The 26,230-nt window shown below is 40.3% G+C and carries 26 protein-coding genes, 1 rRNA gene and 2 other annotated features; all 27 genes read left to right on the forward strand.

The window, feature by feature from the left end; translation table 11 throughout:
* Positions 1 to 7 precede the first annotated feature (7 nt).
* The 27 genes from rrf (at position 8) to rpoB (ending at position 26,228) form a co-directional block, all read left to right on the forward strand.
* Positions 8 to 124 (forward strand): 5S ribosomal RNA (rrf, locus tag CR194_RS16610).
* Between the two features lie 351 nt (positions 125 to 475).
* On the forward strand, positions 476 to 1,210 hold the full coding sequence (locus CR194_RS16615; protein WP_233254405.1) for an MgtC/SapB family protein: 735 nt from the start codon (positions 476 to 478) through the stop codon (positions 1,208 to 1,210).
* A 155-nt stretch (positions 1,211 to 1,365) separates the two neighbouring features.
* A complete protein-coding gene (locus tag CR194_RS16620) occupies positions 1,366 to 1,842 on the forward strand; it encodes a CtsR family transcriptional regulator (protein WP_110611141.1) in 477 nt (158 codons plus the stop codon).
* Between the two features lie 18 nt (positions 1,843 to 1,860).
* Complete coding sequence (locus tag CR194_RS16625; RefSeq protein ID WP_110611143.1) at positions 1,861 to 2,400, forward strand: UvrB/UvrC motif-containing protein; 540 nt, start codon at positions 1,861 to 1,863, stop codon at positions 2,398 to 2,400.
* A 2-nt stretch (positions 2,401 to 2,402) separates the two neighbouring features.
* Positions 2,403 to 3,500: a protein arginine kinase gene (locus CR194_RS16630; RefSeq protein ID WP_110611145.1), complete on the forward strand. Its 1,098-nt coding sequence runs from the start codon at positions 2,403 to 2,405 to the stop codon at positions 3,498 to 3,500.
* Positions 3,497 to 5,938 (forward strand): ATP-dependent protease ATP-binding subunit ClpC, encoded by a 2,442-nt coding sequence (gene clpC / locus CR194_RS16635; protein WP_110611148.1) that lies wholly within the window; start codon positions 3,497 to 3,499, stop codon positions 5,936 to 5,938. Before CR194_RS16630 ends, clpC begins: the two co-directional genes overlap by 4 nt.
* A 177-nt stretch (positions 5,939 to 6,115) precedes the next feature.
* A complete protein-coding gene (gene radA / locus CR194_RS16640) occupies positions 6,116 to 7,522 on the forward strand; it encodes a DNA repair protein RadA (RefSeq protein ID WP_110611150.1) in 1,407 nt (468 codons plus the stop codon).
* Positions 7,497 to 8,579 carry a DNA integrity scanning diadenylate cyclase DisA gene (gene disA, locus CR194_RS16645; RefSeq protein WP_110611152.1) on the forward strand — a complete coding sequence of 361 codons (1,083 nt, stop codon included), beginning with the start codon at positions 7,497 to 7,499 and terminating at the stop codon, positions 8,577 to 8,579. The genes radA and disA overlap by 26 nt, the downstream gene beginning before the upstream one ends.
* A 198-nt stretch (positions 8,580 to 8,777) precedes the next feature.
* Positions 8,778 to 9,878, forward strand: coding sequence for a PIN/TRAM domain-containing protein (locus CR194_RS16650; RefSeq protein WP_110611154.1), 1,101 nt, complete (start codon positions 8,778 to 8,780; stop codon positions 9,876 to 9,878).
* Positions 9,879 to 9,900: 22 nt separating this feature from the next.
* Positions 9,901 to 10,596 carry a 2-C-methyl-D-erythritol 4-phosphate cytidylyltransferase gene (gene ispD, locus CR194_RS16655; protein WP_110611155.1) on the forward strand — a complete coding sequence of 232 codons (696 nt, stop codon included), beginning with the start codon at positions 9,901 to 9,903 and terminating at the stop codon, positions 10,594 to 10,596.
* Positions 10,596 to 11,069, forward strand: coding sequence for a 2-C-methyl-D-erythritol 2,4-cyclodiphosphate synthase (ispF, locus tag CR194_RS16660; protein ID WP_110611157.1), 474 nt, complete (start codon positions 10,596 to 10,598; stop codon positions 11,067 to 11,069). The genes ispD and ispF overlap by 1 nt, the downstream gene beginning before the upstream one ends.
* A gap of 114 nt (positions 11,070 to 11,183) precedes the next feature.
* On the forward strand, positions 11,184 to 12,638 hold the full coding sequence (gltX, locus tag CR194_RS16665) for a glutamate--tRNA ligase (protein WP_110611159.1): 1,455 nt from the start codon (positions 11,184 to 11,186) through the stop codon (positions 12,636 to 12,638).
* Positions 12,639 to 12,653: 15 nt separating this feature from the next.
* Positions 12,654 to 12,901: a binding site (T-box leader), on the forward strand.
* A gap of 164 nt (positions 12,902 to 13,065) precedes the next feature.
* Positions 13,066 to 13,731 carry a serine O-acetyltransferase gene (gene cysE / locus CR194_RS16670; RefSeq protein WP_110611161.1) on the forward strand — a complete coding sequence of 222 codons (666 nt, stop codon included), beginning with the start codon at positions 13,066 to 13,068 and terminating at the stop codon, positions 13,729 to 13,731.
* Positions 13,732 to 13,746: 15 nt separating this feature from the next.
* Entirely contained in the window at positions 13,747 to 15,144 is a 1,398-nt protein-coding gene (gene cysS / locus CR194_RS16675) for a cysteine--tRNA ligase (RefSeq protein ID WP_110611163.1), read from the forward strand.
* A gap of 3 nt (positions 15,145 to 15,147) precedes the next feature.
* A complete protein-coding gene (locus CR194_RS16680; protein WP_110611165.1) occupies positions 15,148 to 15,570 on the forward strand; it encodes a Mini-ribonuclease 3 in 423 nt (140 codons plus the stop codon).
* Positions 15,563 to 16,318, forward strand: a complete 756-nt coding sequence (gene rlmB, locus CR194_RS16685) for a 23S rRNA (guanosine(2251)-2'-O)-methyltransferase RlmB (RefSeq protein ID WP_110611167.1) — start codon at positions 15,563 to 15,565, stop codon at positions 16,316 to 16,318. Before CR194_RS16680 ends, rlmB begins: the two co-directional genes overlap by 8 nt.
* A gap of 1 nt (position 16,319) precedes the next feature.
* Positions 16,320 to 16,832 (forward strand): NYN domain-containing protein, encoded by a 513-nt coding sequence (locus tag CR194_RS16690; RefSeq protein ID WP_110611169.1) that lies wholly within the window; start codon positions 16,320 to 16,322, stop codon positions 16,830 to 16,832.
* A 136-nt stretch (positions 16,833 to 16,968) separates the two neighbouring features.
* Complete coding sequence (gene sigH, locus CR194_RS16695; RefSeq protein ID WP_110611171.1) at positions 16,969 to 17,625, forward strand: RNA polymerase sporulation sigma factor SigH; 657 nt, start codon at positions 16,969 to 16,971, stop codon at positions 17,623 to 17,625.
* Between the two features lie 349 nt (positions 17,626 to 17,974).
* The gene (gene rpmG / locus CR194_RS16700) at positions 17,975 to 18,124 is read left to right on the forward strand and encodes a 50S ribosomal protein L33 (RefSeq protein WP_110611173.1); all 150 of its coding nucleotides are present in this window, start codon (positions 17,975 to 17,977) and stop codon (positions 18,122 to 18,124) included.
* 23 nt (positions 18,125 to 18,147) lie between these two features.
* On the forward strand, positions 18,148 to 18,342 hold the full coding sequence (gene secE / locus CR194_RS16705) for a preprotein translocase subunit SecE (RefSeq protein WP_110611175.1): 195 nt from the start codon (positions 18,148 to 18,150) through the stop codon (positions 18,340 to 18,342).
* A gap of 62 nt (positions 18,343 to 18,404) precedes the next feature.
* A complete protein-coding gene (gene nusG, locus CR194_RS16710; protein ID WP_110611177.1) occupies positions 18,405 to 18,938 on the forward strand; it encodes a transcription termination/antitermination protein NusG in 534 nt (177 codons plus the stop codon).
* 167 nt (positions 18,939 to 19,105) lie between these two features.
* Positions 19,106 to 19,531: a 50S ribosomal protein L11 gene (gene rplK, locus CR194_RS16715; protein WP_146035969.1), complete on the forward strand. Its 426-nt coding sequence runs from the start codon at positions 19,106 to 19,108 to the stop codon at positions 19,529 to 19,531.
* 126 nt (positions 19,532 to 19,657) lie between these two features.
* Positions 19,658 to 20,353, forward strand: coding sequence for a 50S ribosomal protein L1 (rplA, locus tag CR194_RS16720; protein WP_110611181.1), 696 nt, complete (start codon positions 19,658 to 19,660; stop codon positions 20,351 to 20,353).
* Between the two features lie 37 nt (positions 20,354 to 20,390).
* Positions 20,391 to 20,537, forward strand: a sequence feature (ribosomal protein L10 leader region).
* 37 nt (positions 20,538 to 20,574) lie between these two features.
* Positions 20,575 to 21,075: a 50S ribosomal protein L10 gene (rplJ, locus tag CR194_RS16725; protein WP_110611183.1), complete on the forward strand. Its 501-nt coding sequence runs from the start codon at positions 20,575 to 20,577 to the stop codon at positions 21,073 to 21,075.
* 59 nt (positions 21,076 to 21,134) lie between these two features.
* Positions 21,135 to 21,497, forward strand: coding sequence for a 50S ribosomal protein L7/L12 (gene rplL, locus CR194_RS16730; protein ID WP_110611185.1), 363 nt, complete (start codon positions 21,135 to 21,137; stop codon positions 21,495 to 21,497).
* 120 nt (positions 21,498 to 21,617) lie between these two features.
* Positions 21,618 to 22,223, forward strand: a complete 606-nt coding sequence (locus CR194_RS16735) for a class I SAM-dependent methyltransferase (protein WP_110611187.1) — start codon at positions 21,618 to 21,620, stop codon at positions 22,221 to 22,223.
* 459 nt (positions 22,224 to 22,682) lie between these two features.
* Positions 22,683 to 26,228 (forward strand): DNA-directed RNA polymerase subunit beta, encoded by a 3,546-nt coding sequence (rpoB, locus tag CR194_RS16740; RefSeq protein ID WP_110611189.1) that lies wholly within the window; start codon positions 22,683 to 22,685, stop codon positions 26,226 to 26,228.
* Positions 26,229 to 26,230 lie beyond the last annotated feature (2 nt).

Raw genomic sequence — 26,230 nt, forward strand, 5'->3', positions numbered from 1 at the left:
TCATATGTCCAGTGACGATCGCGGAGAGGTCACACCCGTTCCCATGCCGAACACGGAAGTTAAGCTCTCCAGCGCCGATGATAGTTGGGGGATCTCCCCCTGTGAAAGTAGGACGTCGCTGGGCAATCAAAAGAGGTATTCTCATTCGAGAGTATCTCTTTTTTTGTGTTTATAATTTAAAGAACCGATAGATGACCGCCAATAAAGTTTGACTGGACAGTAAAAATAACTAGACAGTAAATAACAAGACGTAATTAGAAGACTGAGTCTGATCATCAGTAAATGTATGAATTAAATGGTATATTATCTTAATATACTAAGGCACAGGTACAGAAATGATTAAAAATACTTTATTGTGATTAACACACGAAAAATTTCAAACATATTTTCATTGTTGAAAGGGTATCAGTACACCATTATGGAATGATATATAAAGTGAAAAATGCTTATAAGAACTTATTGGAGTTGATGGATTGTGGATTTTGCATTAATGGTGGAAAACGATATCGTCATAATGGTTGTTAGATTAGTTCTTGCAGCTATATTAGGTGGATTTATCGGACTAGAGCGAGAACTTCACCACCACCCAGCTGGATTTCGAACTCATTTATTAGTGAGTGTTGGCTCGAGTTTAATTATGTTACTTGCGTTTTACGGTTTTCAAGATTACATCGCAGAAAACAAAGAAGTCGTTACATTTGATCCTTCACGTCTCGCTGCTTACGTAGTTTCTGGAATTGGTTTTCTTGGCGCAGGCACAATTTTGGTTCAAGGGTATACTGTGAGAGGACTTACGACTGCTGCTTCAATATGGGTCGTAGCTGGAATTGGATTAACCGTTGGTGCAGGGATGTATAGCGCTGCCATTATTGCTACGGTGATCGTTGTTTTAAGTTTATTCCTATTAGGAAAAGTCACTTTTCGATTTGGCACAAGAGAGAGGAAAAATGAGTTATCTATTTTTGTAGATGAGCAAGGAAGTCAGTTAAATGAACTTATAAAAATATTTGAAACCCATGCAATAAAAATTCATAGCATGAAGTCGGAAAAACAAAATATATACAATGAGAATCCTATGATTGAATATCGCTTAGTAGTGGAATATATAGAAGAGACCTCATTAAGGATTGCAGTGGATGCCTTACATAAGATTTCATTTGTGAAAAAAGTAGCGATTGAAAAAGAGTCGAATGAAACGACTCATATATGACGAAAATAGGAAAGCAAAACAGTTGCACCATTCAGAAAAAAAGTTATAATAGAGTCAAAGTCAAATATAGTCAAAGTCAAATTAAAAGAAATTTGTTTTATGAACCTTGATTTTTAAAGTTGCATCTACTTTGTATCGTAAAGGAGGAGGATGCGTTGAGAAATATATCAGATATTATTGAACATTATTTAAAAAAGGTTATTGAAGGAAATGAACAGGAACTAATAGAAGTAAAAAGAAGTGAGTTAGCTGAACAATTTGATTGTGTCCCTTCACAAATTAACTATGTGATTAGTACACGGTTTACCGTTGAAAAAGGGTATATGGTTGAAAGTAAACGTGGAGGCGGAGGGTACATTCGAATCATTAGAGTTAAAGCTGATAATCAGCTTGCTTTGTTTGACCAGTTGATCGAATTAGTAGGAGATGGAATATCGCAAACAGTAGCCACAAATATGATTGAACGTCTGTTAGAGGAAGAAGCGATATCTAAGCGGGAAGCGAATTTAATGCTAAGCGTCATGGATCGAGAGGTCATTCATATAAAATTACCATTCAGAGATGAGTTGAGAGGGAAACTCCTTAAAGCGATGCTGACTACATTAAAATACAAGGAGTGGAAAGAATCATAATGTAAGGAGGGGGATCTGATGCTCTGTCAAGAATGCCAGCAGCGGCCAGCGAGTCTGCATTTCACAAAAATAATAAATGGTGAAAAAACAGAATTTCATATTTGTGAAACGTGTGCAAAAGACAAAGGCGATTACATGCCAGGATCCAACAGTTTTTCGATCCACCAGTTATTATCAGGGCTTATGGATACGGACCAGCCTTTTTCATCGGCGGCCAATAAAAAACATAGCAAACCTCGACCTGAATTAAATTGCTCTCATTGTGGCATGTCATACCAGCAGTTCGCAAAATCAGGAAAATTTGGTTGCGCAGATTGTTACAAAAACTTTGAAGAGAAATTAGATCCGATCTTTAAAAGGATTCATGGTGGAAACGTTGTGCATTCTGGGAAGATTCCTAAACGTAAAGGAAAAGATTTGCACGTTCATCGGGAAATCGAAAACTTAAAAGAAACATTGAAAAAACAAATATCAGAAGAAGAATTTGAAGAAGCTGCCCAAACACGAGATTATATTCGCTCCTTGGAAAACAGTCTTAAGAAAAAAGGGGGAGCGTAATTATGTCGTTAGAATCTTTTATGAGTGAAGCCATTAGTCCATGGATGAAAAGCAAAGGGCCTGATGGGGATATTGTCATTAGCAGTAGGGTAAGGTTAGCCCGAAATCTACAAAATGTACCGTATCCGTTGATTGCAAAAACAGAGCAACTTGAAAAAATTATCATGCAAGTAAAAGAAAAATTCTCAGGGCGCTCTCACCGGAAATTCGGCCAGTTAGAATTAGTGAATATGAATGAGTTAACAAATAATGAGAAAAGAGTGTTTGTAGAAAAGCATTTGATAAGTCCTAACCTCTCAACCGAATCTAAAGCAGGCGCCGTTCTGTTAAGTGAGGACGAATCCGTTAGTATTATGGTGAATGAAGAAGACCATTTTAGAATTCAATGCCTACTGTCTGGTTTCCAGCTGGATGAGGGATTAAAGTATGCCAATGATATGGATGATTGGATGGAAGAGAAACTGGATTTCGCTTTCGATGAGAAAAGAGGGTATTTAACTAGTTGTCCCACTAATGTGGGGACGGGACTCAGGTCATCTGTCATGATGCACTTGCCTGCACTGGTTATAACTAAAAAGCTAAACCGTATTTTGCCAGCGATTAATCAACTTGGCTTAGTTGTGAGGGGAATATATGGAGAAGGCAGTGATGCTTTAGGTAATTTATTTCAAATTTCAAACCAAATTACTTTAGGCAAATCTGAAAAAGATATTGTCGATGACTTACGCAGTGTGGTCTCACAATTGATACAACATGAACGTTCAGCAAGAGAAACATTACTGCAACAATCAAGAAATCAATTGGAAGACCGTATATACCGTTCTTATGGAATTCTTGCATATAGTCGTAGAATCGAGTCAAAAGAAGCGATGCAGCGATTATCAGATGTGAGAATGGGGATTGATTTAAAATTAATAGATGGCTTAGAAGGAAACATTCTTAATGAATTAATGATCCTGACTCAACCAGGCTTTTTGCAACAATACGCAGGGAAAGAATTATCTTCAGAAGAACGAGATCAACGAAGAGCGACATTAATAAGAGAAAGAGTAAAATTAGAACTTAGCGGTGAACTACACGACGGAGGTGGAGAAATATGATGTTTGGACGATTTACTGAAAGAGCACAAAAAGTATTAGCATTAGCACAAGAAGAAGCAGGAAGATTAGGTCATAGCAATATAGGAACAGAGCATATTTTATTAGGGTTAGTGAGTGAAGGAGAAGGAATTGCAGCAAAAGCATTAACGGCGTTGGGATTAGGGGCTGAAAAAATTCAGTCAGAAGTAGAAAATCTTATTGGCCGTGGAGAAGAGAGTTCAAAACAAATTCATTATACTCCAAGAGCTAAGAAAGTTATTGAGTTATCTATGGACGAAGCAAGGAAACTAGGTCACTCTTATGTAGGAACAGAGCATATTTTACTCGGCTTGATCCGTGAAGGAGAAGGGGTTGCTGCTCGAGTACTAAACAATCTTGGTGTCAGTCTAAATAAAGCTAGGCAACAAGTATTGCAGTTGTTAGGTTCTAACGAGTCGGCAAATAGTCAACAACAATCTGTTGGAACGGGGAGCTCTAATGCCAGCACGCCTACACTTGATAGTTTAGCGCGTGATTTAACCGCCATTGCTAAAGAAGATCAAATTGACCCTGTGATTGGTCGTGCAAAAGAAATCGAACGTGTCATTCAGATTTTGAGTCGTAGGACGAAAAACAATCCCGTCCTTATTGGGGAGCCTGGGGTTGGTAAAACAGCGATTGCAGAAGGGTTGGCTCAACAAATTATTAATAATGAAGTGCCAGAGACTCTTCGTAACAAGCGCGTCATGACGTTAGATATGGGAACGGTTGTCGCAGGCACAAAATACCGTGGAGAGTTTGAAGATCGCCTAAAGAAAGTCATGGAAGAAATCCGGCAAGCCGGAAACGTCATCTTGTTCATTGATGAGCTGCATACGTTAATTGGAGCTGGTGGGGCAGAAGGGGCGATTGATGCTTCCAATATTTTAAAGCCATCCCTTGCCCGTGGTGAACTGCAATGTATTGGTGCCACTACTCTAGATGAGTACAGAAAGTATATTGAGAAAGATTCAGCTTTGGAAAGACGCTTTCAACCTATTCAAGTTGATGAGCCGACAGCGGATGAATCTGTGCAGATTTTAAAAGGGTTAAGAGACCGGTATGAAGCTCACCACCGTGTTAACATCACCGATGAAGCGGTTGAGTCAGCGGTACAACTCTCTGATCGATACATTTCAGATCGATTTTTACCCGATAAAGCAATTGATTTGATTGACGAAGCGGCATCGAAAGTTAGATTACGGTCTTATACTGCACCACCGAATTTAAAGGAAAAAGAACAAAACCTAGAGGATCTTCGCAAAGAAAAAGACGCGGCTGTTCAAAGTCAGGAATTTGAAAAGGCGGCATCCCTAAGAGACAAAGAACAAAAGCTTCGCGAAGAGCTTGAAACGATGAAAAATGAATGGAAAGAGAAGCAAGGCCAAGAAGATTCTGAAGTAACAACAGAAGATATTGCGTCCATCGTGTCCACGTGGACAGGAATTCCAGTAAGTAAACTGGCTGAAGAAGAAACAGATCGTTTACTGCGCATGGAAGAGATTCTTCATAATCGAGTCATTGGACAAGATGAAGCGGTTAAAGCTGTATCGAAAGCGATCCGCCGGGCAAGAGCAGGACTGAAAGATCCGAAACGACCTATAGGCTCATTCATCTTCCTTGGTCCTACCGGGGTTGGTAAGACGGAACTGGCTCGCGCTGTAGCCGAATCATTATTTGGTGACGAAGATGCGATTATCCGTATTGATATGTCAGAGTTTATGGAGAAACATACGACTAGCCGACTCGTCGGCTCTCCTCCAGGGTATGTCGGTCATGAAGAAGGGGGCCAATTAACAGAGAAAGTTCGTCGTAAACCATATTCAGTCATTTTATTAGACGAAGTGGAAAAAGCTCACCCTGAAGTGTTTAATATTTTACTTCAAGTATTAGAAGACGGGTTCTTAACCGATTCAAAAGGTCGCAGAGTTGATTTCAGGAATACAGCGATCATTATGACCTCCAACGTTGGAGCAAGCACTCTAAGACAAGAGAAGAGTCTTGGCTTTACGGCTCAACGGGATGGAGAAGATTACAAGGATATGAAAGGAAAAGTCATGGGTGAATTGAAAAAAGCATTTCGTCCAGAATTCCTTAACCGTATTGATGAGATTATCGTTTTCCACTCTCTTGAGAAATCACATATTCAACAAATTGTCTCCTTGATGGCTAACGAGTTGAAAAAGCGACTAGCTGATCAAGACATTGATTTCGAATTAACTGAAGATGCAAAGATGAAGATTGCTGATGAAGGATTTGACCCTGAGTACGGTGCGCGTCCTCTTCGAAGAGCTCTTCAAAAACAAGTGGAAGACCGCTTATCTGAAGAACTTTTGAGAGGAACAATTACAAAAGGTCAATTTGTTAAATTGGACGTGAAAGACGGGGAATACGTCGTTTCATCAAGTCAAGGAAGCTAATTATTACAACGACAAGATCTATTTAATATGAGGTAGGGGAGAAGTCCGAGTAAGAAAAAGGCTTCTCCCTTTCCGTATAGAATGAAAGATCTCTAGAAATATTTGATGATTTTTTCTATTCCTGCTTCTACGTGCTAAAATAATAAGCAAAAAGATTGATGTACAGGGGACGGTTATATGGCGAAAAGAAAAACAAAATTTATTTGTCAAGAATGTGGTTATGAATCAACAAAATGGATGGGGAAGTGTCCCGGTTGTCAGAGTTGGAATACCCTCGTTGAAGAAATGGAAGCAGAGACATCGGGGAGAAAAAGAAGCTTTGTTACTTCTGGAAACACTAAAGTTGCAAAGCCACAACCAATCACAAAAATAGAAAAATCTGAAGAGCCGCGAATCAGTACTCACATTAATGAGTTAAATCGCGTCCTTGGAGGAGGAGTGGTACCAGGCTCCCTTGTTTTAGTTGGGGGAGACCCGGGTATTGGGAAGTCAACGCTACTTTTACAAGTGTCAGCCACTTTGTCTGACCATAAGCAACGAGTCCTTTATATCTCAGGGGAAGAATCTGTCAAACAAACGAAATTACGAGCGGACAGGCTGGGTATAGGGAGCGATGAGTTATTTGTATTAGCTGAAACGGATGTGGACTTGATTGAGAAAGTGATTGAAGAACTAAATCCTACCTTGGTAGTGATTGATTCAATTCAAACGGTCTTTCTTGACGGAGTCACTAGTGCTCCCGGCAGTGTTACACAAGTAAGAGAATGTACATCTCAATTTATGCGAATAGCTAAGACAAGAGGAATAGCGATCTTTTTAGTTGGCCATGTGACCAAACAAGGATCGATAGCAGGACCCAGGATTTTAGAACACATGGTAGACTCAGTCCTCTACTTTGAAGGAGAACGACACCATACATATCGTATTTTACGAGCTGTAAAAAATCGATTCGGTTCCACAAATGAAATCGGTATTTTTGAAATGAAGGAATTAGGGTTAGAAGAAGTATTAAATCCCTCAGAAATCTTTCTAGAAGAGCGTTCATCGGGAGCGGCGGGGTCCGCTGTCGTAGCTTCCATGGAAGGAACAAGAACAGTTCTCGTAGAGATACAATCCCTCATATCCCCAACAAGCTTCGGGAATCCTAGGAGGATGGCTACAGGGATCGACCATAATCGAATCTCGTTACTCATGGCCGTCTTGGAAAAAAGAGTAGGAATGATGTTGCAAAATCACGATGCATACGTGAAAGTAGCAGGTGGAGTCCGCCTTGATGAACCTTCTATCGACTTGGCTATTGCCGTTTCCATCGCATCAAGTTTTCGCGATTCTCCAACGGCACCAGGTGATGTCATTATTGGTGAAGTCGGCTTAACTGGAGAAGTACGGAGAGTGTCTAGAATAGAGCAGCGAGTGGTCGAGGCGGTCAAGCTTGGTTTTGAACGAGTGATCATTCCAAAGAAATGCCTCGGTGGTTGGACCGTGCCAGATGGTATCGATGTCGTAGGCGTGAATAGTGTAAGCGAAGCAATAGAAATCACCTTAGGAGGAGTGTCTAGTGGATCACCAACGTTCGAATTATGATGCGAGTTTTATTAGTACAGTACTTAAGCTTGTTGCTCCAGGAACAGCCTTAAGAGAAGGGATCGACAATGTTCTCAGAGCTAAAACAGGGGGACTCATTGTCCTTGGCTATAATAATGAGATGATGACCTTGGTTGATGGAGGGTTCTTTATTAATAGTGACTTTTCCCCTGCTTACTTATATGAATTGGCGAAAATGGATGGGGCGATTATTTTAAGTGAAGACGGCGGAAGAATTTTATATGCTAATACACAACTCGTTCCTGATAATGCGATTGAATCAACTGAAACAGGGATCCGTCACCGAACAGCTCAACGTGTAGCAAGACAGACGAAAAACCTAGTCATTTCCATTTCTCAAAGACGAAACGTCATAACATTGTATCAAGGGGAATATCGATATGCACTGAAGGACATTGGTGTGATTTTAACCAAGGCAAACCAAGCTATTCAGACCTTGGAGAAATATAAGTCTGTGCTAGATCAAAGTGTGACAAATTTAGGGGCTCTTGAATTTGAAGAATTGGTTACCTTTCAAGAAGTCTCTCAAGTGATGCACCGCGTTGAAATGGTTTTGCGAATCAAAAGCGAAATTTTAAATTATGTCAATGAGTTAGGGAATGAAGGGCGACTCATTTCCATGCAATTAGAGGAGCTCGTATTAAATACAGAGCATGAAGCCCTGTTATTAATTAAAGATTATATGAAAGATGATAAACAAAATCCTGAAGAAGTGCTAAAGAAACTGAAGCGTCTCTCAAATGATGAACTATTAGACGATCAAGTCATCGTGAAGCTTTTGGGACATGGAAAAATTACAAATCTAGCTGAACAGCCTATTAGTCCGAGGGGGTATCGTATATTAAATAAAATCCCTCGAATTCCGCCAATTGTTGTACGGAATTTAATGACTCAGTTCAAAGAGCTACCGTTTATTATGCGTGCATCGATAGAAGAATTGGATGAAGTGGACGGAATAGGAGAAGCAAGAGCGAAGAAAATCAAAGATGGATTAACTAGAATCCAAGAGCAGCTATTTATCGATCGGCATATTTAGCGATAAAATTGTCTAAAAAAATCGGCTCTTGACGATAGTTACTAAGAGAGATATAATGGTTAGTTTACTTTATTTGACAACCAATCATCTCAATGGTAAAGTTTGATTATTATTGATTATGTAACTTTTTGTGATTTTTAGCGTTTCACGTTTGGAATTTGCACACTTGTCTATAATAAATAAAAGGAGGTGAAGTGAATGCTTCGAAAAATCGTACAGTTGGTCATTTTATTTACTGGTGGAACGATAGGCTATATATTCATCCCGGATATTGTTCAAGTACTAAACATTAATTCTACACCGGAATGGCTCATAAACCCATATACTGGTGCAGTTTTAGGCGCACTTATTTTATTCTTATCTCTTTATTGGTTTGTGGACAATATTGTGAATTTCGTTCGTTTAATCGAAGATACACTGATTAAGTTCCCAGTTACAGACCTATTGTTTGGAACAATGGGTTTAGTTATTGGTCTCATGCTGGCATTTTTAATTACTGTTGCATTGAATAGTGTGGAAATTCCCATTGTTAGTTCTGTGCTTCCTCTAGTTCTCACTTTGTTATTTGGGTATTTAGGATTTCAGGTAGGTTTCCAAAAAAGAGACGAGTTAATGGGATTGTTCCCAGGTTCTAGAACTTCATCAAAAGATTCAAAGAAAAATGAAGATGCTGAACCAGAATACGAGAAAGGCAAATTGAAGATTCTCGATACGAGTGTGATCATCGATGGTCGAATTGCAGACATTTGTCAAACAGGCTTTCTTGAAGGAACGTTAATCATTCCTGAATTTGTTCTTGAAGAACTCCAACATATTGCCGACTCCTCAGACGTACTAAAAAGAAATCGAGGTCGACGAGGCTTAGATATCTTAAACAAAATTCAAAAGGAATTAGCCGTTGAAGTAGTGATTTACGAAGGCGACTTTGATGAGATACAAGAGGTCGACAGTAAACTTGTTAAATTAGCTAAAGTGATGAGCGGATATGTTGTTACGAATGACTTTAATTTAAATAAAGTATGTGATCTACAAGGTGTAGACGTTTTGAATATTAATGATCTAGCAAATGCGGTCAAGCCTGTAGTCCTTCCCGGAGAGGAAATGGGCGTTCAAGTCATTAAAGACGGCAAAGAGCAAAACCAAGGCATTGCTTATCTAGATGATGGAACGATGATTGTTGTTGAAGAAGGAAGAAACTATATAGGTAAAAATATTGAGGTTGTTGTCACAAGTGTATTACAAACATCGGCAGGCAGAATGATATTTGCTAAGCCGAAATTACTTGAAAAGGCACTTTAGAACCGGAATAGAGGACGGTTGTATGCTAAAATATCATGTAGTGATTCCTGCAGCGGGTCAAGGCAAACGAATGAATGCAGGAAAGAATAAACAATTTTTATTGATTGATCAAGTTCCCCTCCTGATTCACACGCTTCGTGTGTTTGAGGAGGATCTTCTATGTTCAGGGATTGTACTAGCTGTTAATGAAATGGAAATAGAAGAGATAGAAACATTGGTTAAAGAATACCGAATAACGAAAGTGAAAAACATTGTTAAAGGCGGGAAAGAACGCCAACAAAGTGTTAACGAAGGTCTTAAGGCCATTCATGGGAATCCGGTTGTACTGATTCATGATGGCGCTCGTCCTTTCATTCGGAGAGAAATAATCCGGGAGTTAGTACAAACTACAGATGCTAATGGTGCAGCGGTTGCGGGTGTACCTGTTAAAGACACAATCAAACAAGTTCAAGGACAGGAAATTGTAGCCACGGTCGATCGTTCAAGTTTGTGGTCGATTCAAACACCGCAAGCTTTTCACCTTGAAGAAATCTCCTATGCTCATCAAATGGCTGAAAAACAAGGATTCTTAGGAACCGATGATGCTAGTTTGATGGAAAAATTAAATCGACCTGTAGCGATTGTGCAAGGAGATTACGAAAATATCAAAATAACGACCCCAGAAGATTTACTGTTTGCAGAGGCAATTATTAAAAAGAGAAAAGGGGAAGTGGACTAATGCGAATTGGCCAAGGGTTTGATGTTCATCAACTGGTTGAAGGAAGGCCTTTGATTATCGGGGGAATTAACATTCCTCATTCTAAAGGATTATTAGGACATTCAGATGCAGATGTTTTGTTACATACGATCGCTGATGCTTGTTTAGGAGCTATTGGTGAAGGGGATATCGGAAAGCATTTCCCTGATACAGATCAGGAATTTAAAGATGCAGACTCCGCTCAATTACTTTCTCACGTCTGGGGTCTTGTTCAAGAACGAGGTTATCGGTTAGGGAATGTGGATTGCACGATTATGGCACAAAAACCAAAAATGGCTCCACATATCCAGGCAATGCAGCAACGAATTGCTGACCTGCTGGAAGCGGATGTTTCTCAAGTTAACGTGAAAGCGACTACGACGGAGAAGTTAGGTTTTACAGGAAGAGAAGAGGGGATTGCCTCTCAAGCGGTTATATTACTTGAATCTAAGTAGTGCTGCCGTAAAAGGCCGTCGTGCATTCACGGACTATAAGGTTGTACGTTTATTATCATCTGAGATAATGATAGAATAAAAGGAAATGAACTAATGAATGGAAGGTGTCATATAATGAGTCAACAAGTTCGTGTAAGGTTTGCTCCTAGTCCAACGGGTCATTTACATATAGGTGGAGCTCGTTCGGCATTATTTAATTATTTGTATGCACGCAATCAAAATGGGAAATTCATCGTTAGGATTGAAGATACAGATCAGGCAAGAAATGTGGATACTGCTACAGAGAAGTTGATGGAGAGTATGAAATGGCTAGGCATCGACTGGGATGAAAGTGTTGATTTAGGGGGCCCCCATGCGCCTTATCAAAGCATGGAGCGATTAGATATTTATAACAAATACGTGAACCAGCTTTTAGAAGAAGGAAAGGCGTATCACTGTTATATGACCGAAGAAGAACTTGAGCAAGAGCGGGAAGAGCAAAGATCTCGCGGAGAAACACCTAAGTACAGTGGTCGTGACCGTAACTTAACAGAGGATCAGAAGCGTGCTTATGAAGCAGAAGGCCGAAAGCCAGTGGTTCGTTTCCTTGTTCCTTCGAGCCAGGAAATTGTGGTTAATGATGAGGTGCGTGGAAAGGTTACTTTCGAAGCGGAAGGTATTGGCGATTTTGTTATTGTTCGACAAGATGGTATTCCGACATATAACTTCGCCGTGGTGATTGATGACCACTTGATGGAAATATCTCATGTTATTCGTGGTGAAGAGCATTTATCTAACGCTCCAAGACAAGTTTTATTATTCGAAGCATTGGGGTGGACGCCGCCAATATTTGCCCATGCATCGCTGATTTTGAACGAAGATCGGCAGAAAATGAGTAAACGAGACGAATCAATTATTCAATTTGTGGAACAATACCGTGATTTAGGCTATTTACCAGAAGCAATTGTGAACTTCATTGCCCTTCTTGGCTGGTCTCCAGGTGGTGAAGAAGAGATATTAACGAAAGATCAGTTAATAAATCAATTTAGTTTAAAACGCGTCATAAAAGCGCCTGCCGTATTCGATACACAAAAACTTGCGTGGATGAATAATCAATATATGAAAGAAACAGATGAGGACCGAGTCGTTTGGTTGGCTCTTCCTCACTTAGTGAAGGCAGGTCGTTTACCGGAGTTTATGTCAGAAAAGCAAAAGCAATGGGCTTACGATCTGATCGTTCTTCATCAGGAAAAGATGAGTTACGGAGCTGAAATTGTTGAGTTAACAGAGTTGTTCTTTAGAGAAGAAATCGATTATAATGAAGAAGCTAAAGAAATTCTTTCAGAAGAGCAAGTTCCTGAAGTCCTTCGTGCCTTTAAAGATAAGCTATCTGAGTTGGAGGAATTTACAGCTGATGCCGTGAAGAAATCCATCAAGGCTGTTCAAAAAGAAACAGGGCACAAAGGAAAGAAGTTGTTCATGCCCATTCGTGTAGCAGTTTCAGGCCAAATGCACGGCCCAGACTTACCGCAAACCATTGCGCTATTAGGTCGACCGGTGGTAATTAAACGACTGGAGAATTTATTATAAATTCTCATCTTGATATATTGAACGCTAATGAGGAGAAGTAAGAAGGCGAAACTTTCTTTAAAGAGAGAGTCACCTGTGGCTGAAAGTGACTTAAGAAGATCCCTTTTGAAATGCACCTCTGAGTCCATCTCGCGAACAGGAGAAGTTGAAGTCCTTAGTAGGAATGGCGGATGAAAGACCGTTACCTTTCAAAGTGGAGTACAATGTTCAACTATGCAAGTGTACTCAAACAGAGTGGAACCGCGCCAACAAGCGTCTCTGTGTCTTTCGGGGCACAGAGGCGTTTTTTTATTCTTTATGATCGTTTACCTCTTTATCAAGTTTCAACCGTATTAAGCGGGTGAGATCACCATTTATATCTTTTTAGAATGACCATTGATGAATATGTTTAAAGCTAATAGTAGAAGGAGAGAGGAGGGACTTTCTTTTGTTTAAAACGTTGAAGAATGATGTAGACGTTGTATTGGATCAAGATCCGGCAGCGCGAAATCGTCTGGAAGTTATGATTAATTATTCAGGTGTCCACGCCATTTGGTCACACCGCTTAAACCACTGGTTGTGGAATAAAAAGTTGTTTTTTGTCGCTCGATTTTTGTCTCAAGTTAGCCGTTTTTTCACAGGGATTGAGATACACCCCGGAGCAAAAATCGGTCAAAGGTTATTTATCGACCATGGAATGGGTGTAGTGATCGGCGAAACCTGTGAGATCGGCGATAACGTAACGATCTTTCAAGGGGTCACGCTAGGTGGAACAGGAAAAGAAAAAGGAAAGCGCCATCCGACGTTGGAGGATCACGTCCTTGTGGCTACAGGAGCCAAAGTTCTCGGTTCAATGGTCATTGGCAAGCACGCCAGAATTGGAGCGGGATCTGTCGTTCTAAAAGAGGTCCCACCTAATTCAACGGTCGTAGGAATACCAGGAAGAGTCGTGGTTCAGGATGGAGTCAAGATCGGAAATGATCTCGATCACAGCAACTTGCCAGACCCTGTTTCCGACAAATTCCGCTCTTTAGAACAAGAATTGATACGAGTCAAAAAAGAGTTGAAACAATTAAAGCGGGAGCAAGAGAAGAAAGAGGGAACACCAAACTGAGGAGGAAACAACCTTATGGCCATTCAGCTATATAATACACTGACAAGACAAAAAGAACCCTTCCGATCTATGGAAGAAGGAAAAATAAAAATGTACGTGTGCGGTCCTACTGTTTACAATTATATTCATATAGGAAATGCTCGCCCTGCAGTGGTTTTTGACATGGTTCGACGTTATTTCGAATATCGAGGATACCAAGTACAATACGTCTCGAATTTCACGGATGTGGACGATAAAATAATTAAAGCTGCTGAAGAAATGGGTGAAGATGTTCAAACTATTGCTGAAAGGTTTATTCAAGCCTATTATGACGATACTGGTGCTCTAGGTGTGAAAAAAGCAGACGAACACCCGCGTGTCACCAATACAATGCCTGAAATCATTGAGTTTATTGAGCGACTAGTTGATAAAGGTTATGCCTATGCATCAGAGGGAGATGTCTATTTTCGTACAAGAAAATTTGATGGGTATGGAAAACTTTCACATCAGTCCGTAGACGATCTTCAATCTGGATCTCGTATTCAAGTTGGAGAAAAGAAAGAAGACCCATTAGACTTTGTTTTATGGAAGGCAGCGAAACCAGGTGAGATATCTTGGAAAAGTAAATGGGGGCAAGGGAGACCGGGGTGGCATATTGAATGTTCTGCGATGGTGAAGAAATACCTTGGTGACACCATTGATATTCACGCCGGGGGACAAGATTTATCCTTTCCTCATCATGAGAACGAAATTGCCCAGTCAGAGGCCTTGAATGAAAAGCAAATGGCCAACTATTGGATTCACAATGGATATATAAATATCGACAATGAGAAAATGTCGAAATCTCTCGGGAATTTCATTCTCGTTCATGACATCATTAAACAATTTGACCCGGAAGTTGTACGCTTTTTTATCGTGAATGCTCATTATCGCAGTCCAATCAATTTCAGTGATGATCAATTAAGCAGTGCAGAGAACAGTTTAGACCGAATTAAAACGACTTACTTAAATCTATCTCATCGTCTGTCAGAAACGGCTAATTTAGGGGAAGAGACTGACAAATGGAAAAAGGAGATTGCCTCTCACCGTCAGTTGTTTATTGAAGCGATGGATGACGACTTTAACAGCGCTAACGCCGTGGCTGTAATATTTGATCTTGTGAAAATAGCCAATATTTATTTGAAGGAAAAGCAGACACGCCAAGATGTTTTACAAGCGTTCTTGGATCAGTTGGACGATATGGGCTATGTGTTAGGAGTTCATTTTGGTCAAGATACATTAGTTGACGACGAGGTGGATAAATTAATTGAAGAAAGGATCCAAGCCCGAAAGAACAGAGACTTTGCTAGAGCTGATGAAATTCGCGAGCAGCTAAAAGAGCAAAATATTATTTTAGAAGACACGCCTCAAGGCACCCGTTGGAAAAGAGGGTAACATATGAAACTAGATAAAGAAGTCCGTGAACCGGAGCAGTTAAATGCGCTCGCTTTAGCTTACATGGGAGATGGGGTACTGGATATGTATGTCCGGTACCGCCTAATTTCCCAAGGCCAGGTTCGTCCGAATAAATTGCACAAAGAAGCGACGAAATACGTCTCTGCAAAAGCGCAAGCTCGAGTATTGCAGACATTGTTGGATAGAGGACTGCTGACAGATGAAGAAGAGGCTGTTGTTAGGCGTGGAAGGAATGCTAAGTCCGGCACTGTTCCTAAGAATACTGATCTTGCTACGTATCGGTACAGTACAGCATATGAAGCATTGGTTGGCTATTTATATTTAACCGGAGATGAAGCTAGAATGGACGAGCTTGTGACAAGTAGCTTTGAAATTATAGAGGGGAAGGAGGATAACCATGGCTGAAAAAGAAGATTTTCTTATAGGGAAAAACCCGATAATTGAAGCACTTAAAGGGAATCACCCGATTAACAAAATTTGGGTGGCGGAAGGGTCCCAAAAAGGGCAAATGAACCAAATTATTGACCTAAGCAAGCAAAAAAAAATCTTGGTGCAGACCGTTCCCAAAAAGAAGTTGGAACAAATGGTTCAAAGTTCTAATCATCAAGGAGTAGTTGCGCAAATCGCTGCATATGAATACAAAGATATTTCTACACTTTTTGACAACGCCGCGAAAAAAGGCGAATCACCGTTTTTCTTAATGCTTGATGAGCTAGAAGACCCGCATAATTTAGGGTCCATTTTACGAACAGCTGACGCCTCTGGGGTTCACGGTGTAATTATTCCTCAACGGAGATCAGTTGGACTAACATCCACAGTGGCTAAAGCATCTGCTGGAGCAATTGAGCATGTACCTGTAGCGAAAGTAACAAATTTATCCAAAACCATGGAGGAATTAAAGAAGGATGGTCTGTGGTTTATAGGAACGGATGCTCGTGGGCAAGCAGATTACCGTGAAGTAGACGTGGACATGCCGGTATGCCTTGTTATTGGAAGTGAAGGAAAAGGGATGAGCCGCCTAGTCAAAGAAAAGTGTGATTTTCTCGTGCAAATTCCATTGATGGGGAAAGTTACCTCTCTTAATGCCTCTGTAGCTGCAAGCTTACTTATGTACGAAGTTCTTAGACGACGACCGTCTCCGGAGACGAACTAGTATGAGGAGGGTGTTGTTAGTAGATGGCTACAACATCATAGGAGACTGGCCGGAATTACGGGAGCTACAGTTAACGGATTTAGAATCCGCCAGAGATCTGCTTATTAAAAAAATGGCGGAATACCAAGCCTACACAGGAACTGAAGTAACGGTTATATTTGATGCACACATGGTGCCTGGACTAGGGAAAAAATATCAAAATTACGCATTAAATATTATTTATACAAGAGAAAAAGAAACGGCGGACGAACGAATCGAAAGGCTTGTTATTGAATGGAAAAGAATTGACACACAAATTTATGTGGCCACTTCTGATTTTGTTGAACAACGAGTTATTTTTGCCAGCGGCGCTTACCGAAAGTCCGCCCGTGAACTCCGTACAGAAATGAACCAAATCGAACGGGGGATTGCTAAAGAAGTTCTTCAAACGAAGAAAGCAAAAGCTAAAACGAAACTACCGATCACAGAGGAAATGGCTGAAATATTTGAAAAATGGCGCAGAGGCAAAAAATGACAGCTTGACGCTTTTGTTTTTACTCATGTATACTATTGTTATTATTAGACAATTCTTTAAAATTGCGCTTTCATTTAATGTATGAGAGTGACTAGCTTTTTCATAAATAGAAAAAGATAGGGTCGGAGGGATTGCGGTGGCTTTAAACCTCATCGAGAATGGACTTCATGGAAAGTTTCGTCAGCTTCAAGATGAAAGTCTCGTAGAGTACGTGCGGGAAGGCGATAGTGCTGCGTTGGAATTTTTAATTACTAAGTATAAGAACTTTGTTCGAGCGAAATCAAGATCCTATTTTTTAATAGGGGCTGATCATGAAGATATCTTACAAGAAGGGATGATTGGTTTATACAAAGCCATTCGCGACTTCCAAGGGGACAAGCAGTCCTCATTTAAAGCCTTTGCCGAGTTATGCATTACAAGACAAATTATTACTGCAATAAAGACTGCCACTAGACAAAAGCATATACCGCTCAATTCTTATGTGTCGCTGGACAAGCCGATTTATGATGAGGATTCTGACCGAACCCTTCTGGATGTGATTTGCGGATCTAAAGTCAGTGACCCAGAGGAACTTCTTATTAATCAAGAAGAGTTCGATGATATTGAGTTGAAAATGGGCGAGATCTTAAGCGACTTAGAACGGAAAGTACTCATGCACTATTTAGACGGCAGAAGCTATCAAGAAATCTCAGAAGATTTGAATCGTCACGTGAAATCAATTGATAACGCCTTGCAGAGAGTTAAGCGCAAGTTAGAGCGCTATGTAGAATTAAGGGGCGTCAAGATTCCATAAATACTAGAAACATAGGGGCTCAGCTCCTTTTTTTTTTTGAATTTAGTGTCTCTCCGGAAATGAATTAGAGAACAGTGATGCCTAAGAAGAAAGGCTTGACCATCGTCAATATAGACAAGGTCCTCGTATTATGAGATTGTAATAATCAAAACGCCCTGGCCAAAAACAATCTATCGCTCATTCATTTCATTCTATATCTCTATTCTCTTATTATTTCTCAATAGACTAATTATGAAATGTGACTAATGTGTCTATGCTTAAGTTAGAAGGAGCATTGACATGAAAGCCTAGCCTATGATAAATTTTACTAGTATGTATAGAGCGTAAGGTATAAAGAGGAGAGGTGGCTATGTCACAAAAAGTGATTCTTGCCTGCCATCAGTGTCATTCAAGAAATTATTCGACGACGAAAACTGCTCAAGATCGGACAGAGCGGCTTCAAATAAATAAATATTGTCGTACGTGTGGAAAACATACAACGCATTTAGAAACAAAGTAGTGAACGGGTTGGGGGTGTGTGAGTTGGCAGATACAGTTAAAAAACCAGTTAAATTTTTAAAAGAAGTTTCAACAGAAATGAAGCGGGTAACCTGGCCGAATCGTAAAGAACTAACAAAATACACAATCGTTGTATCATTTACAGTGATTTTCATTGCGATCTTCTTCGCAATAGCAGATTTTGGGATTTCTTCCCTTATTCGCTTGATCACTGGATAAAAAAAGAAATTGAAAATATGTATCCGCTAGAGGAGGGAAGGACGTCACAGTCCTGAACAATCATGGAGAATAATTGGTATGTAGTTCACACTTATTCAGGTTATGAGAATAAAGTGAAGACGAACTTGGAAAAACGAGTAGAATCAATGGGAATGACAGATAAGATCTTTCGAGTCCTCGTTCCTGTAGAAGAAGAAACAGAAATTAAAGATGGTAAGACGAAACAAGTTACGAAAAAAGTGTTCCCTGGCTACGTTCTAGTGGAAATGGTCATGACGGATGATTCTTGGTATGTGGTACGAAATACACCAGGAGTTACAGGATTTATCGGCTCGTCTGGTGGAGGAGCCAAACCGACTCCCCTTCTTCCAGAAGAGGTTGAGAGAATTTTACGTCAAATGGGAGTGGAAGCTCCTAAAGCTGAAATAGATTTCGAATTAAAAGAATCTGTTAAAGTAAAAGAAGGACCATTCGCCAACTTCATTGGTACGATCGAGAATATTTCCGCAGAAAAACAAAAACTAAAAGTACACGTCAATATGTTCGGCCGAGAAACTCCAGTCGAATTAGAATTCAACCAAGTAGAGAAAATCTAATTCAATTTAGAAAACTTCTTGCTATCTTGTCACGAAAGTGATAAAATTTGAATGTTGTTAATTAACGTGGACATTCTGTTCACGTTTTTTCCTGCAAAAAAGCAGGATTTATGAGTGGGAGAGCAATTGCTCGGTTACCACATCACGGACTTAAGGAGGTGTGTCGCGTGGCTAAAAAGGTCATTAAAGTAGTAAAATTGCAAATTCCTGCTGGGAAAGCTAATCCAGCGCCACCAGTTGGGCCAGCATTAGGTCAAGCAGGTGTTAATATTATGGGATTCTGTAAGGAGTTTAACGCTCGTACGCAAGAACAAGCGGGCTTGATCATCCCTGTAGAAATCACGGTATTTGAAGATCGTTCATTTACATTTATCACTAAAACTCCACCAGCAGCCGTTCTATTGAAGAAGGCAGCAGGATTGGAAACAGCTTCAGGTGAGCCTAACCGCAACAAGGTTGCTACACTAAAGCGTGATAAAGTAAAAGAAATCGCGGAAACAAAAATGCCTGACCTAAACGCAGCTGATGTAGAAGCAGCGATGCGTATGGTAGAAGGTACTGCCCGTAGCATGGGAATCGTTATTGAAGACTAATTGTACCCATGCAGGAAGATAGAGGTTGCGAGCAAAGGATCAAGGTCCTACCTGACATTATTCAGGTTCGCAACCTTTATTAGTGGGAGGTCTAACCGCTAAAACCACAATAAGGAGGAAACAACATTGGCTAAAAAAGGTAAAAAATATCAAGATGCATTAAAGCAAGTCGATCGTGAAAAGTTGTACGATGCACAAGAAGCGATTGAACTTGTGAAAAAGACAGCAACAGCAAAATTTGACGAGACTGTCGAATTAGCAGCACGTTTAGGTGTTGATCCAAAGAAAGCTGATCAACAAATTCGTGGAGCAGTCGTTCTTCCAAACGGAACAGGGAAAACACAAAGTGTCCTTGTTTTTGCTAAGGGAGATAAAGCGAAAGAAGCGGAAGCTGCAGGAGCAGATTTCGTTGGAGAAGAAGACATGATCAACAAAGTTAACCAAGGTTGGTTAGATTTTGATGTAGTCGTAGCTACTCCAGACATGATGGCTCAAGTTGGTAAGCTTGGACGAGTATTGGGACCTAAAGGGTTAATGCCTAACCCGAAAACTGGGACTGTTACGTTTGATGTCGAAAAAGCTGTCAATGAAATCAAAGCTGGTAAAGTTGAATACCGCGTTGATAAATCAGGAAACATCCATGTTCCAATCGGTAAAGCATCTTTTGACAATGAGAAACTTATTGAGAATTTCAAAACAATGATGGACACATTAGTCAAAGTGAAGCCGGCTGCTTCAAAAGGAACTTACCTTCGTAACGTTTCTGTTGCAGCAACAATGGGACCTGGCTTGAAAATAAATGTATCTAGCTTTAAGCAATAGTTGACTTTTCTATAACGGAAAGTTATACTAGCATTTGTTAATTTAATTGATCATACCGTAGACAGCAGGGGCTTAAGTAGCTTAATATCCTGCCGAGGTTTGTAGCGTCGAAGACCTATGTTCTCATAGGGAATAGATTATACTGCCTCCATGTGTCTACACATGGAGGCTTTTATATGGCTTGCAAACGGTATGAATAATCTTTAATGGGAGGTGTCAGAATGAGCACAGTGATTGAAAAGAAAGGTCAAGTTGTTGACGAAATTGCTACGAAGCTTAAAGAAAGTCAATCTACGATCGTCGTTGATTACCGTGGGTTGAATGTTTCTGAAGTAACTGAACTTCGTAAGGAGCTTCGTGAAGCCAATATAGACTTTAAAGTTTACAAAAACTCCATGGTTCGTCGTGCTACAGAAGCGACGGAATTGCAAGGAATTGATGAGCAACTCGTTGGTCCAACTGCAATTGCTTTCTGTAACGATGACGTGATTGCTCCTGCTAAGATTCTTAACAACTTCGCTAAGAAACATGAAGCTTTAGAACTTAAAGCAGGGATTATCGAAGGTAAGGTTGTTTCCTTAGACGAAGTCAAGGCTCTTGCAACTCTTCCATCACGCGATGGTTTGTTGTCTATGCTTTGCAACGTTATGCAAGCTCCAATCCGCAACTTCGCATTGGCTACAAAAGCCGTTGCAGAACAAAAAGAAGAACAAGGTGCGTAATTACACCTTTCCAAATCAGTGCCTGACGGCATAATAAAATTTATAGGAGGAATTTAATCATGACAAAGCAAGAAATGGTCGACGCGATTAAAGAAATGTCAGTATTAGAATTAAATGATTTAGTAAAAGCAATTGAGGAAGAATTCGGCGTTACTGCTGCAGCACCAGTTGCAGTTGCAGGCGGTGGCGGAGAAGAAGCTGCTGAAGAGCAAACTGAATTCGATGTAGTACTTGAATCAGCTGGATCTTCTAAGATCGGTGTAATCAAAGTAGTTCGTGAAATCACAGGTCTTGGCCTTAAAGATGCAAAAGCACTAGTTGACGGCGCTCCAGCTGCTGTTAAAGAGGGCGTAGACAAAGCTGAAGCTGAAGAAATTCAAGGTAAGCTTGAAGAAGCAGGAGCTTCTGTAAAAGTTAAGTAATTCTAAAACAATATGAAAACTCGCTTTGGATGCCAAAGCGAGTTTTCTTTATAACTAAAATGATTACACCACTGCATTGTTTGAATGTTGCTACCATGTGTAGAAAGGAAGTTGACACCTGTGTCTGATCATTATTTTTCAGAAAAGCCGAAAATTAAAAGCGGGAAAAAGCAAATTAACGAAGAAATTCATGGTCATTCGTTTGATTTCCATGTAGATCATGGGGTATTTTCGAAAGGTGGCATGGATTTCGGTACACGTTTGTTGATAGAAACATACCAAGAGCCAGAAATAACTGGATCGATCGCTGATGTAGGTTGCGGTTGGGGGCCCATAGGTATTTCCCTTGCCAAGACCAACCCTGATAGACATGTGTACATGGTTGATATTAATGAGCGGTCAGTAGAATTATCAAGAGAAAATGTACGATTAAACGGTGTGGGAAATGTAACGGTGGCGCAAAACAATATATTAGATGGTTTTGATACGATTGATTTTGCGGCAGTGGTCACAAATCCACCTATTAGGGCAGGTAAAGATGTCGTTTTCTCCATTTACGAACAAGCGAAACGTGTATTGAAGCAGCACGGGGAAATATGGATTGTGATTCAAAAGAAACAAGGTGCTGCATCCACGCAGCGGAAACTTGTTGAGTTAGGTTTTGAAGTCACTGTGGAAAACAAACAAAAAGGATATTTCATCTTCCGTGGAAAAAAGATTGACTAGTCCTTTTAGTTGTGTTAGTGTTATTTAATGCGTATGAACATGGAAAATGATAATAGGGCTCTTATGCTCTATTCGTGATTAATGCTTGAACTAGGTGTGGTTTCAGAGACTTGAATAAGAGTTGAATAAAAGGAAGTGTATAGAAAAAGGGTGAATTGGACAAACTATGAACGTCTTTTATGTATGAAACATATAGAAGACTTACAGCCCTTTTTTTCTTTATTTTCATTTGAAAAAAAGAACTTCTCAGATTTATGTATTTTGGCTTTCTATTCTACTTCATTCTATATAGTTTCTAAGAAACCTTTTTTAGTTTCAAGATTTCACTCATTTTTCATAATGAGAAACGGAGTATGTTTTACAAAGCAAGGTTAAATTACGTATCTGTCAAAGGATTTCTGCATCTACTCCATGCGGTCCTTTTGATGATAAAAACGTTAGGTTTGAGGGGTGAATGAGTTGACAGGTCAACTAGTTCAGTATGGACGCCACCGCCAGAGAAGAAGTTATGCGCGAATTAATGAAGTTTTGGATCTTCCGAACTTAATTGAAATTCAAACAGCTTCTTATCAATGGTTTCTTGATGAGGGTATTCGCGAGATGTTTCAAGACATCTCACCAATTGAAGATTTTACAGGGAATTTAGTTCTTGAGTTTATTGATTACAGCTTAGGAGATCCGAAATATCCTGTAGATGAATCTAAGGAACGGGATGTAACTTATTCTGCGCCGCTTCGCGTGAAAGTCCGACTTATTAACAAGGAGACGGGCGAAGTAAAAGAACAAGAAGTGTTTATGGGAGACTTTCCTCTCATGACCGACACGGGTACATTCGTTATTAACGGTGCGGAACGTGTTATCGTTTCACAGCTTGTTCGATCACCAAGTGTGTACTTTAGTGAGAAGATGGATAAAAACGGAAAGCGAGGCTTTACAACGACGGTTATTCCAAACCGTGGTGCCTGGCTGGAACTTGAAACCGATGCGAAAGATGTCGTGTATGTACGAATCGACCGTACACGTAAAATACCTGCAACGGTTTTATTACGTGCGCTTGGATTTGGCACTGATCAAGAGATCATTGACTTACTAGGAGAAGATGAATATTTACGTAATACGCTTGAAAAAGATAATACAGATAGCTCTGAAAAAGCGCTTCTTGAAATCTACGAGCGTCTGCGACCAGGAGAACCTCCTACAGTAGAAAGCGCCAAGAATTTGCTTGAATCTCGCTTTTTTGATCCAAAGCGATATGACTTAGCAAATGTAGGTCGCTATAAGATGAATAAGAAACTCCATATTAAAAATCGATTGTTCAATCAAATTTTAGCTGAAACATTAGTAGACCCTGAAACTGGGGAAATTCTAGCTGAAGAAGGTTCATTGATCGATCGTCGATTGCTTGACAAACTCATCCCTTATTTAGAGAACGATGTAGGTTTCCGCCATATTAATTTACAAGGTGGGGTCATCGATGATGAAGAGGTAGAGTTGCAGTCTGTGATGATCTATTCACAAAAACAAAATGAACAAGATCAACCGATTAAAGTCATTGCCAATGGTCAGATTGATAAAAAGATTAAGAATATCACTCCTGCTGATATCATCTCATCAGTTAGTTATTTCTTTAATCTCCTCCATGGAGTAGGAAATACAGATGATATTGACCACTTAGGGAATCGTCGCCTTCGTTCAGTAGGTGAACTGTTGCAAAATCAGTTCCGTATTGGGTTGTCCCGAATGGAGCGTGTTGTTCGTGAACGTATGTCTATTCAAGATGCTAACATGATTACACCGCAGGCTTTGATTAATATCAGACCAGTTATTGCGTCTATTAAAGAGTTCTTCGGTAGTTCTCAGCTTTCACAGTTTATGGACCAAACGAACCCATTAGCAGAATTGACGCATAAACGTCGTTTATCTGCACTTGGACCCGGTGGTCTAACTCGTGAGCGAGCAGGGTTTGAAGTCCGTGACGTTCACTATTCCCACTATGGTCGTATGTGTCCGATTGAAACGCCGGAAGGACCGAACATCGGTTTAATTAACTCCTTATCCAGTTTTGCAAAAGTGAATCAATTTGGCTTTATTGAATCACCTTACCGTAAAGTGGATCACGAATCTGGAAAGGTTTCTGAACAAGTCGATTATTTAACTGCTGACGAAGAAGATAACTACGTGGTTGCTCAAGCCAACGCGAAACTAGATGACGATGGTTCATTTACTGACGAAAATATCATCTGTCGTTTCCGTGGGGAGAACATCATTGTTCCTCGTGATCGAGTTGATTACATGGACGTTTCTCCGAAGCAAGTCGTATCAGCTGCAACAGCTTGTATTCCTTTCTTGGAAAACGATGACTCTAACCGTGCTTTAATGGGAGCAAACATGCAGCGTCAAGCTGTTCCACTTCTTGAACCAAGATCACCACTTGTTGGAACGGGAATGGAATATGTTTCTGCAAAAGATTCTGGTGCAGCAATTGTTGCTAAAGATCGAGGTCGTGTTGAAAGTGTGACGGCTAAACATGTGGACATTCGTGTCATTGAAGAAGTAAACGGTAAAGAAGTTGAAGGGAACGTTCAGCGATATAATTTAATGAAATTTGAACGATCTAACCAAGGGACTTGTTACAACCAGCGCCCAATCGTAAGAGAAGGCATGGTTGTCGATAAAGGAGAAATCCTTGCTGACGGTTCTTCTATGGAAAAGGGTGAAATGGCACTTGGACAAAATGTTCTAGTCGGATTTATGACCTGGGATGGTTATAACTATGAGGATGCGATCATTTTAAGTGAACGTCTTGTAAAAGACGATGTTTATACCTCTATTCATATTGAAGAATATGAGTCAGAAGCACGAGACACAAAGTTAGGTCCTGAAGAAATTACCCGCGATATCCCCAATGTAGGGGAAGACGCTTTAAGAAACTTAGATGAGCGCGGTATTATCCGAGTCGGTGCAGAAGTTAAGGATGGAGACATTCTAGTAGGTAAAGTTACACCTAAAGGGGTAACGGAGTTAACTGCTGAAGAGCGTCTTCTACACGCGATTTTTGGAGAAAAAGCCCGTGAAGTTCGAGATACTTCCTTACGTTCTCCGCACGGTGGAGATGGAATTGTTCTTGACGTGAAAGTATTTAACCGTGAAGACGGTGACGAACTACCACCAGGCGTGAATCAGCTCGTTCGTGTTTATATCGTTCAAAAGCGTAAAATTCATGAAGGGGATAAAATGGCCGGTCGACATGGTAATAAAGGTGTTATTTCACGTATTCTTCCGGAAGAAGATATGCCTTATTTACCAGATGGAACACCGATCGACATTATGCTTAACCCTCTAGGGGTTCCCTCCCGTATGAATATCGGACAAGTGCTAGAGTTACACATGGGTATGGCCGCTAGACAATTAGGGATCCATATTGCTACTCCAGTATTTGACGGTGCCAGAGAAGAAGATGTATGGAGCACAATTGAAGAGTCAGGGATGTCACGAGATGGTAAGACTGTCCTATATGACGGTCGTTCAGGCGAACCGTTTGACAACCGTGTATCTGTTGGGGTCATGTACATGATCAAGCTAGCTCACATGGTTGATGACAAACTTCATGCGCGTTCTACTGGTCCTTACTCATTGGTTACGCAACAACCGTTGGGTGGTAAAGCTCAATTTGGTGGACAGCGTTTCGGTGAAATGGAAGTATGGGCACTGGAAGCTTATGGTGCAGCTTATACTTTACAAGAGATCTTAACCGTGAAGTCAGACGACACAATCGGGCGTGTGAAAACGTATGAAGCGATTGTTAAAGGTGAAAATGTACCAGAACCAGGTGTTCCAGAATCATTTAAGGTTCTAATTAAAGAGCTCCAAAGTTTAGGTATGGACGTGAAAATGCTCTCAAGTAACGATGAAGAAATTGACATGCTTGAGATGGATGACGAGGAAGACCAATCCAATGATAAATTGAATTTAAACTTGGAGTCCAGTGGAGAAACGAACGGGTAACG

This window comes from Salipaludibacillus keqinensis (assembly GCF_003226325.1).
In the GTDB taxonomy this organism is placed as follows: domain Bacteria; phylum Bacillota; class Bacilli; order Bacillales; family Salisediminibacteriaceae; genus Salipaludibacillus; species Salipaludibacillus keqinensis.

Excerpts from the sequence above, each read along its gene's own strand:
- CR194_RS16625 (WP_110611143.1), top strand. The coding sequence starts at position 1,861 with ATGCTCTGTCAAGAATGCCAGCAGCGGCCAGCGAGTCTGCATTTCACA.
- CR194_RS16630 (WP_110611145.1), top strand. The coding sequence starts at position 2,403 with ATGTCGTTAGAATCTTTTATGAGTGAAGCCATTAGTCCATGGATGAAA.
- clpC (WP_110611148.1), top strand. The coding sequence starts at position 3,497 with ATGATGTTTGGACGATTTACTGAAAGAGCACAAAAAGTATTAGCATTA.
- radA (WP_110611150.1), top strand. The coding sequence starts at position 6,116 with ATGGCGAAAAGAAAAACAAAATTTATTTGTCAAGAATGTGGTTATGAA.
- CR194_RS16650 (WP_110611154.1), top strand. The coding sequence starts at position 8,778 with ATGCTTCGAAAAATCGTACAGTTGGTCATTTTATTTACTGGTGGAACG.
- ispD (WP_110611155.1), top strand. The coding sequence starts at position 9,901 with ATGCTAAAATATCATGTAGTGATTCCTGCAGCGGGTCAAGGCAAACGA.
- ispF (WP_110611157.1), top strand. The coding sequence starts at position 10,596 with ATGCGAATTGGCCAAGGGTTTGATGTTCATCAACTGGTTGAAGGAAGG.
- gltX (WP_110611159.1), top strand. The coding sequence starts at position 11,184 with ATGAGTCAACAAGTTCGTGTAAGGTTTGCTCCTAGTCCAACGGGTCAT.
- cysS (WP_110611163.1), top strand. The coding sequence starts at position 13,747 with ATGGCCATTCAGCTATATAATACACTGACAAGACAAAAAGAACCCTTC.
- CR194_RS16680 (WP_110611165.1), top strand. The coding sequence starts at position 15,148 with ATGAAACTAGATAAAGAAGTCCGTGAACCGGAGCAGTTAAATGCGCTC.
- rlmB (WP_110611167.1), top strand. The coding sequence starts at position 15,563 with ATGGCTGAAAAAGAAGATTTTCTTATAGGGAAAAACCCGATAATTGAA.
- CR194_RS16690 (WP_110611169.1), top strand. The coding sequence starts at position 16,320 with ATGAGGAGGGTGTTGTTAGTAGATGGCTACAACATCATAGGAGACTGG.
- rpmG (WP_110611173.1), top strand. The coding sequence starts at position 17,975 with ATGTCACAAAAAGTGATTCTTGCCTGCCATCAGTGTCATTCAAGAAAT.
- nusG (WP_110611177.1), top strand. The coding sequence starts at position 18,405 with ATGGAGAATAATTGGTATGTAGTTCACACTTATTCAGGTTATGAGAAT.
- rplJ (WP_110611183.1), top strand. The coding sequence starts at position 20,575 with ATGAGCACAGTGATTGAAAAGAAAGGTCAAGTTGTTGACGAAATTGCT.
- rplL (WP_110611185.1), top strand. The coding sequence starts at position 21,135 with ATGACAAAGCAAGAAATGGTCGACGCGATTAAAGAAATGTCAGTATTA.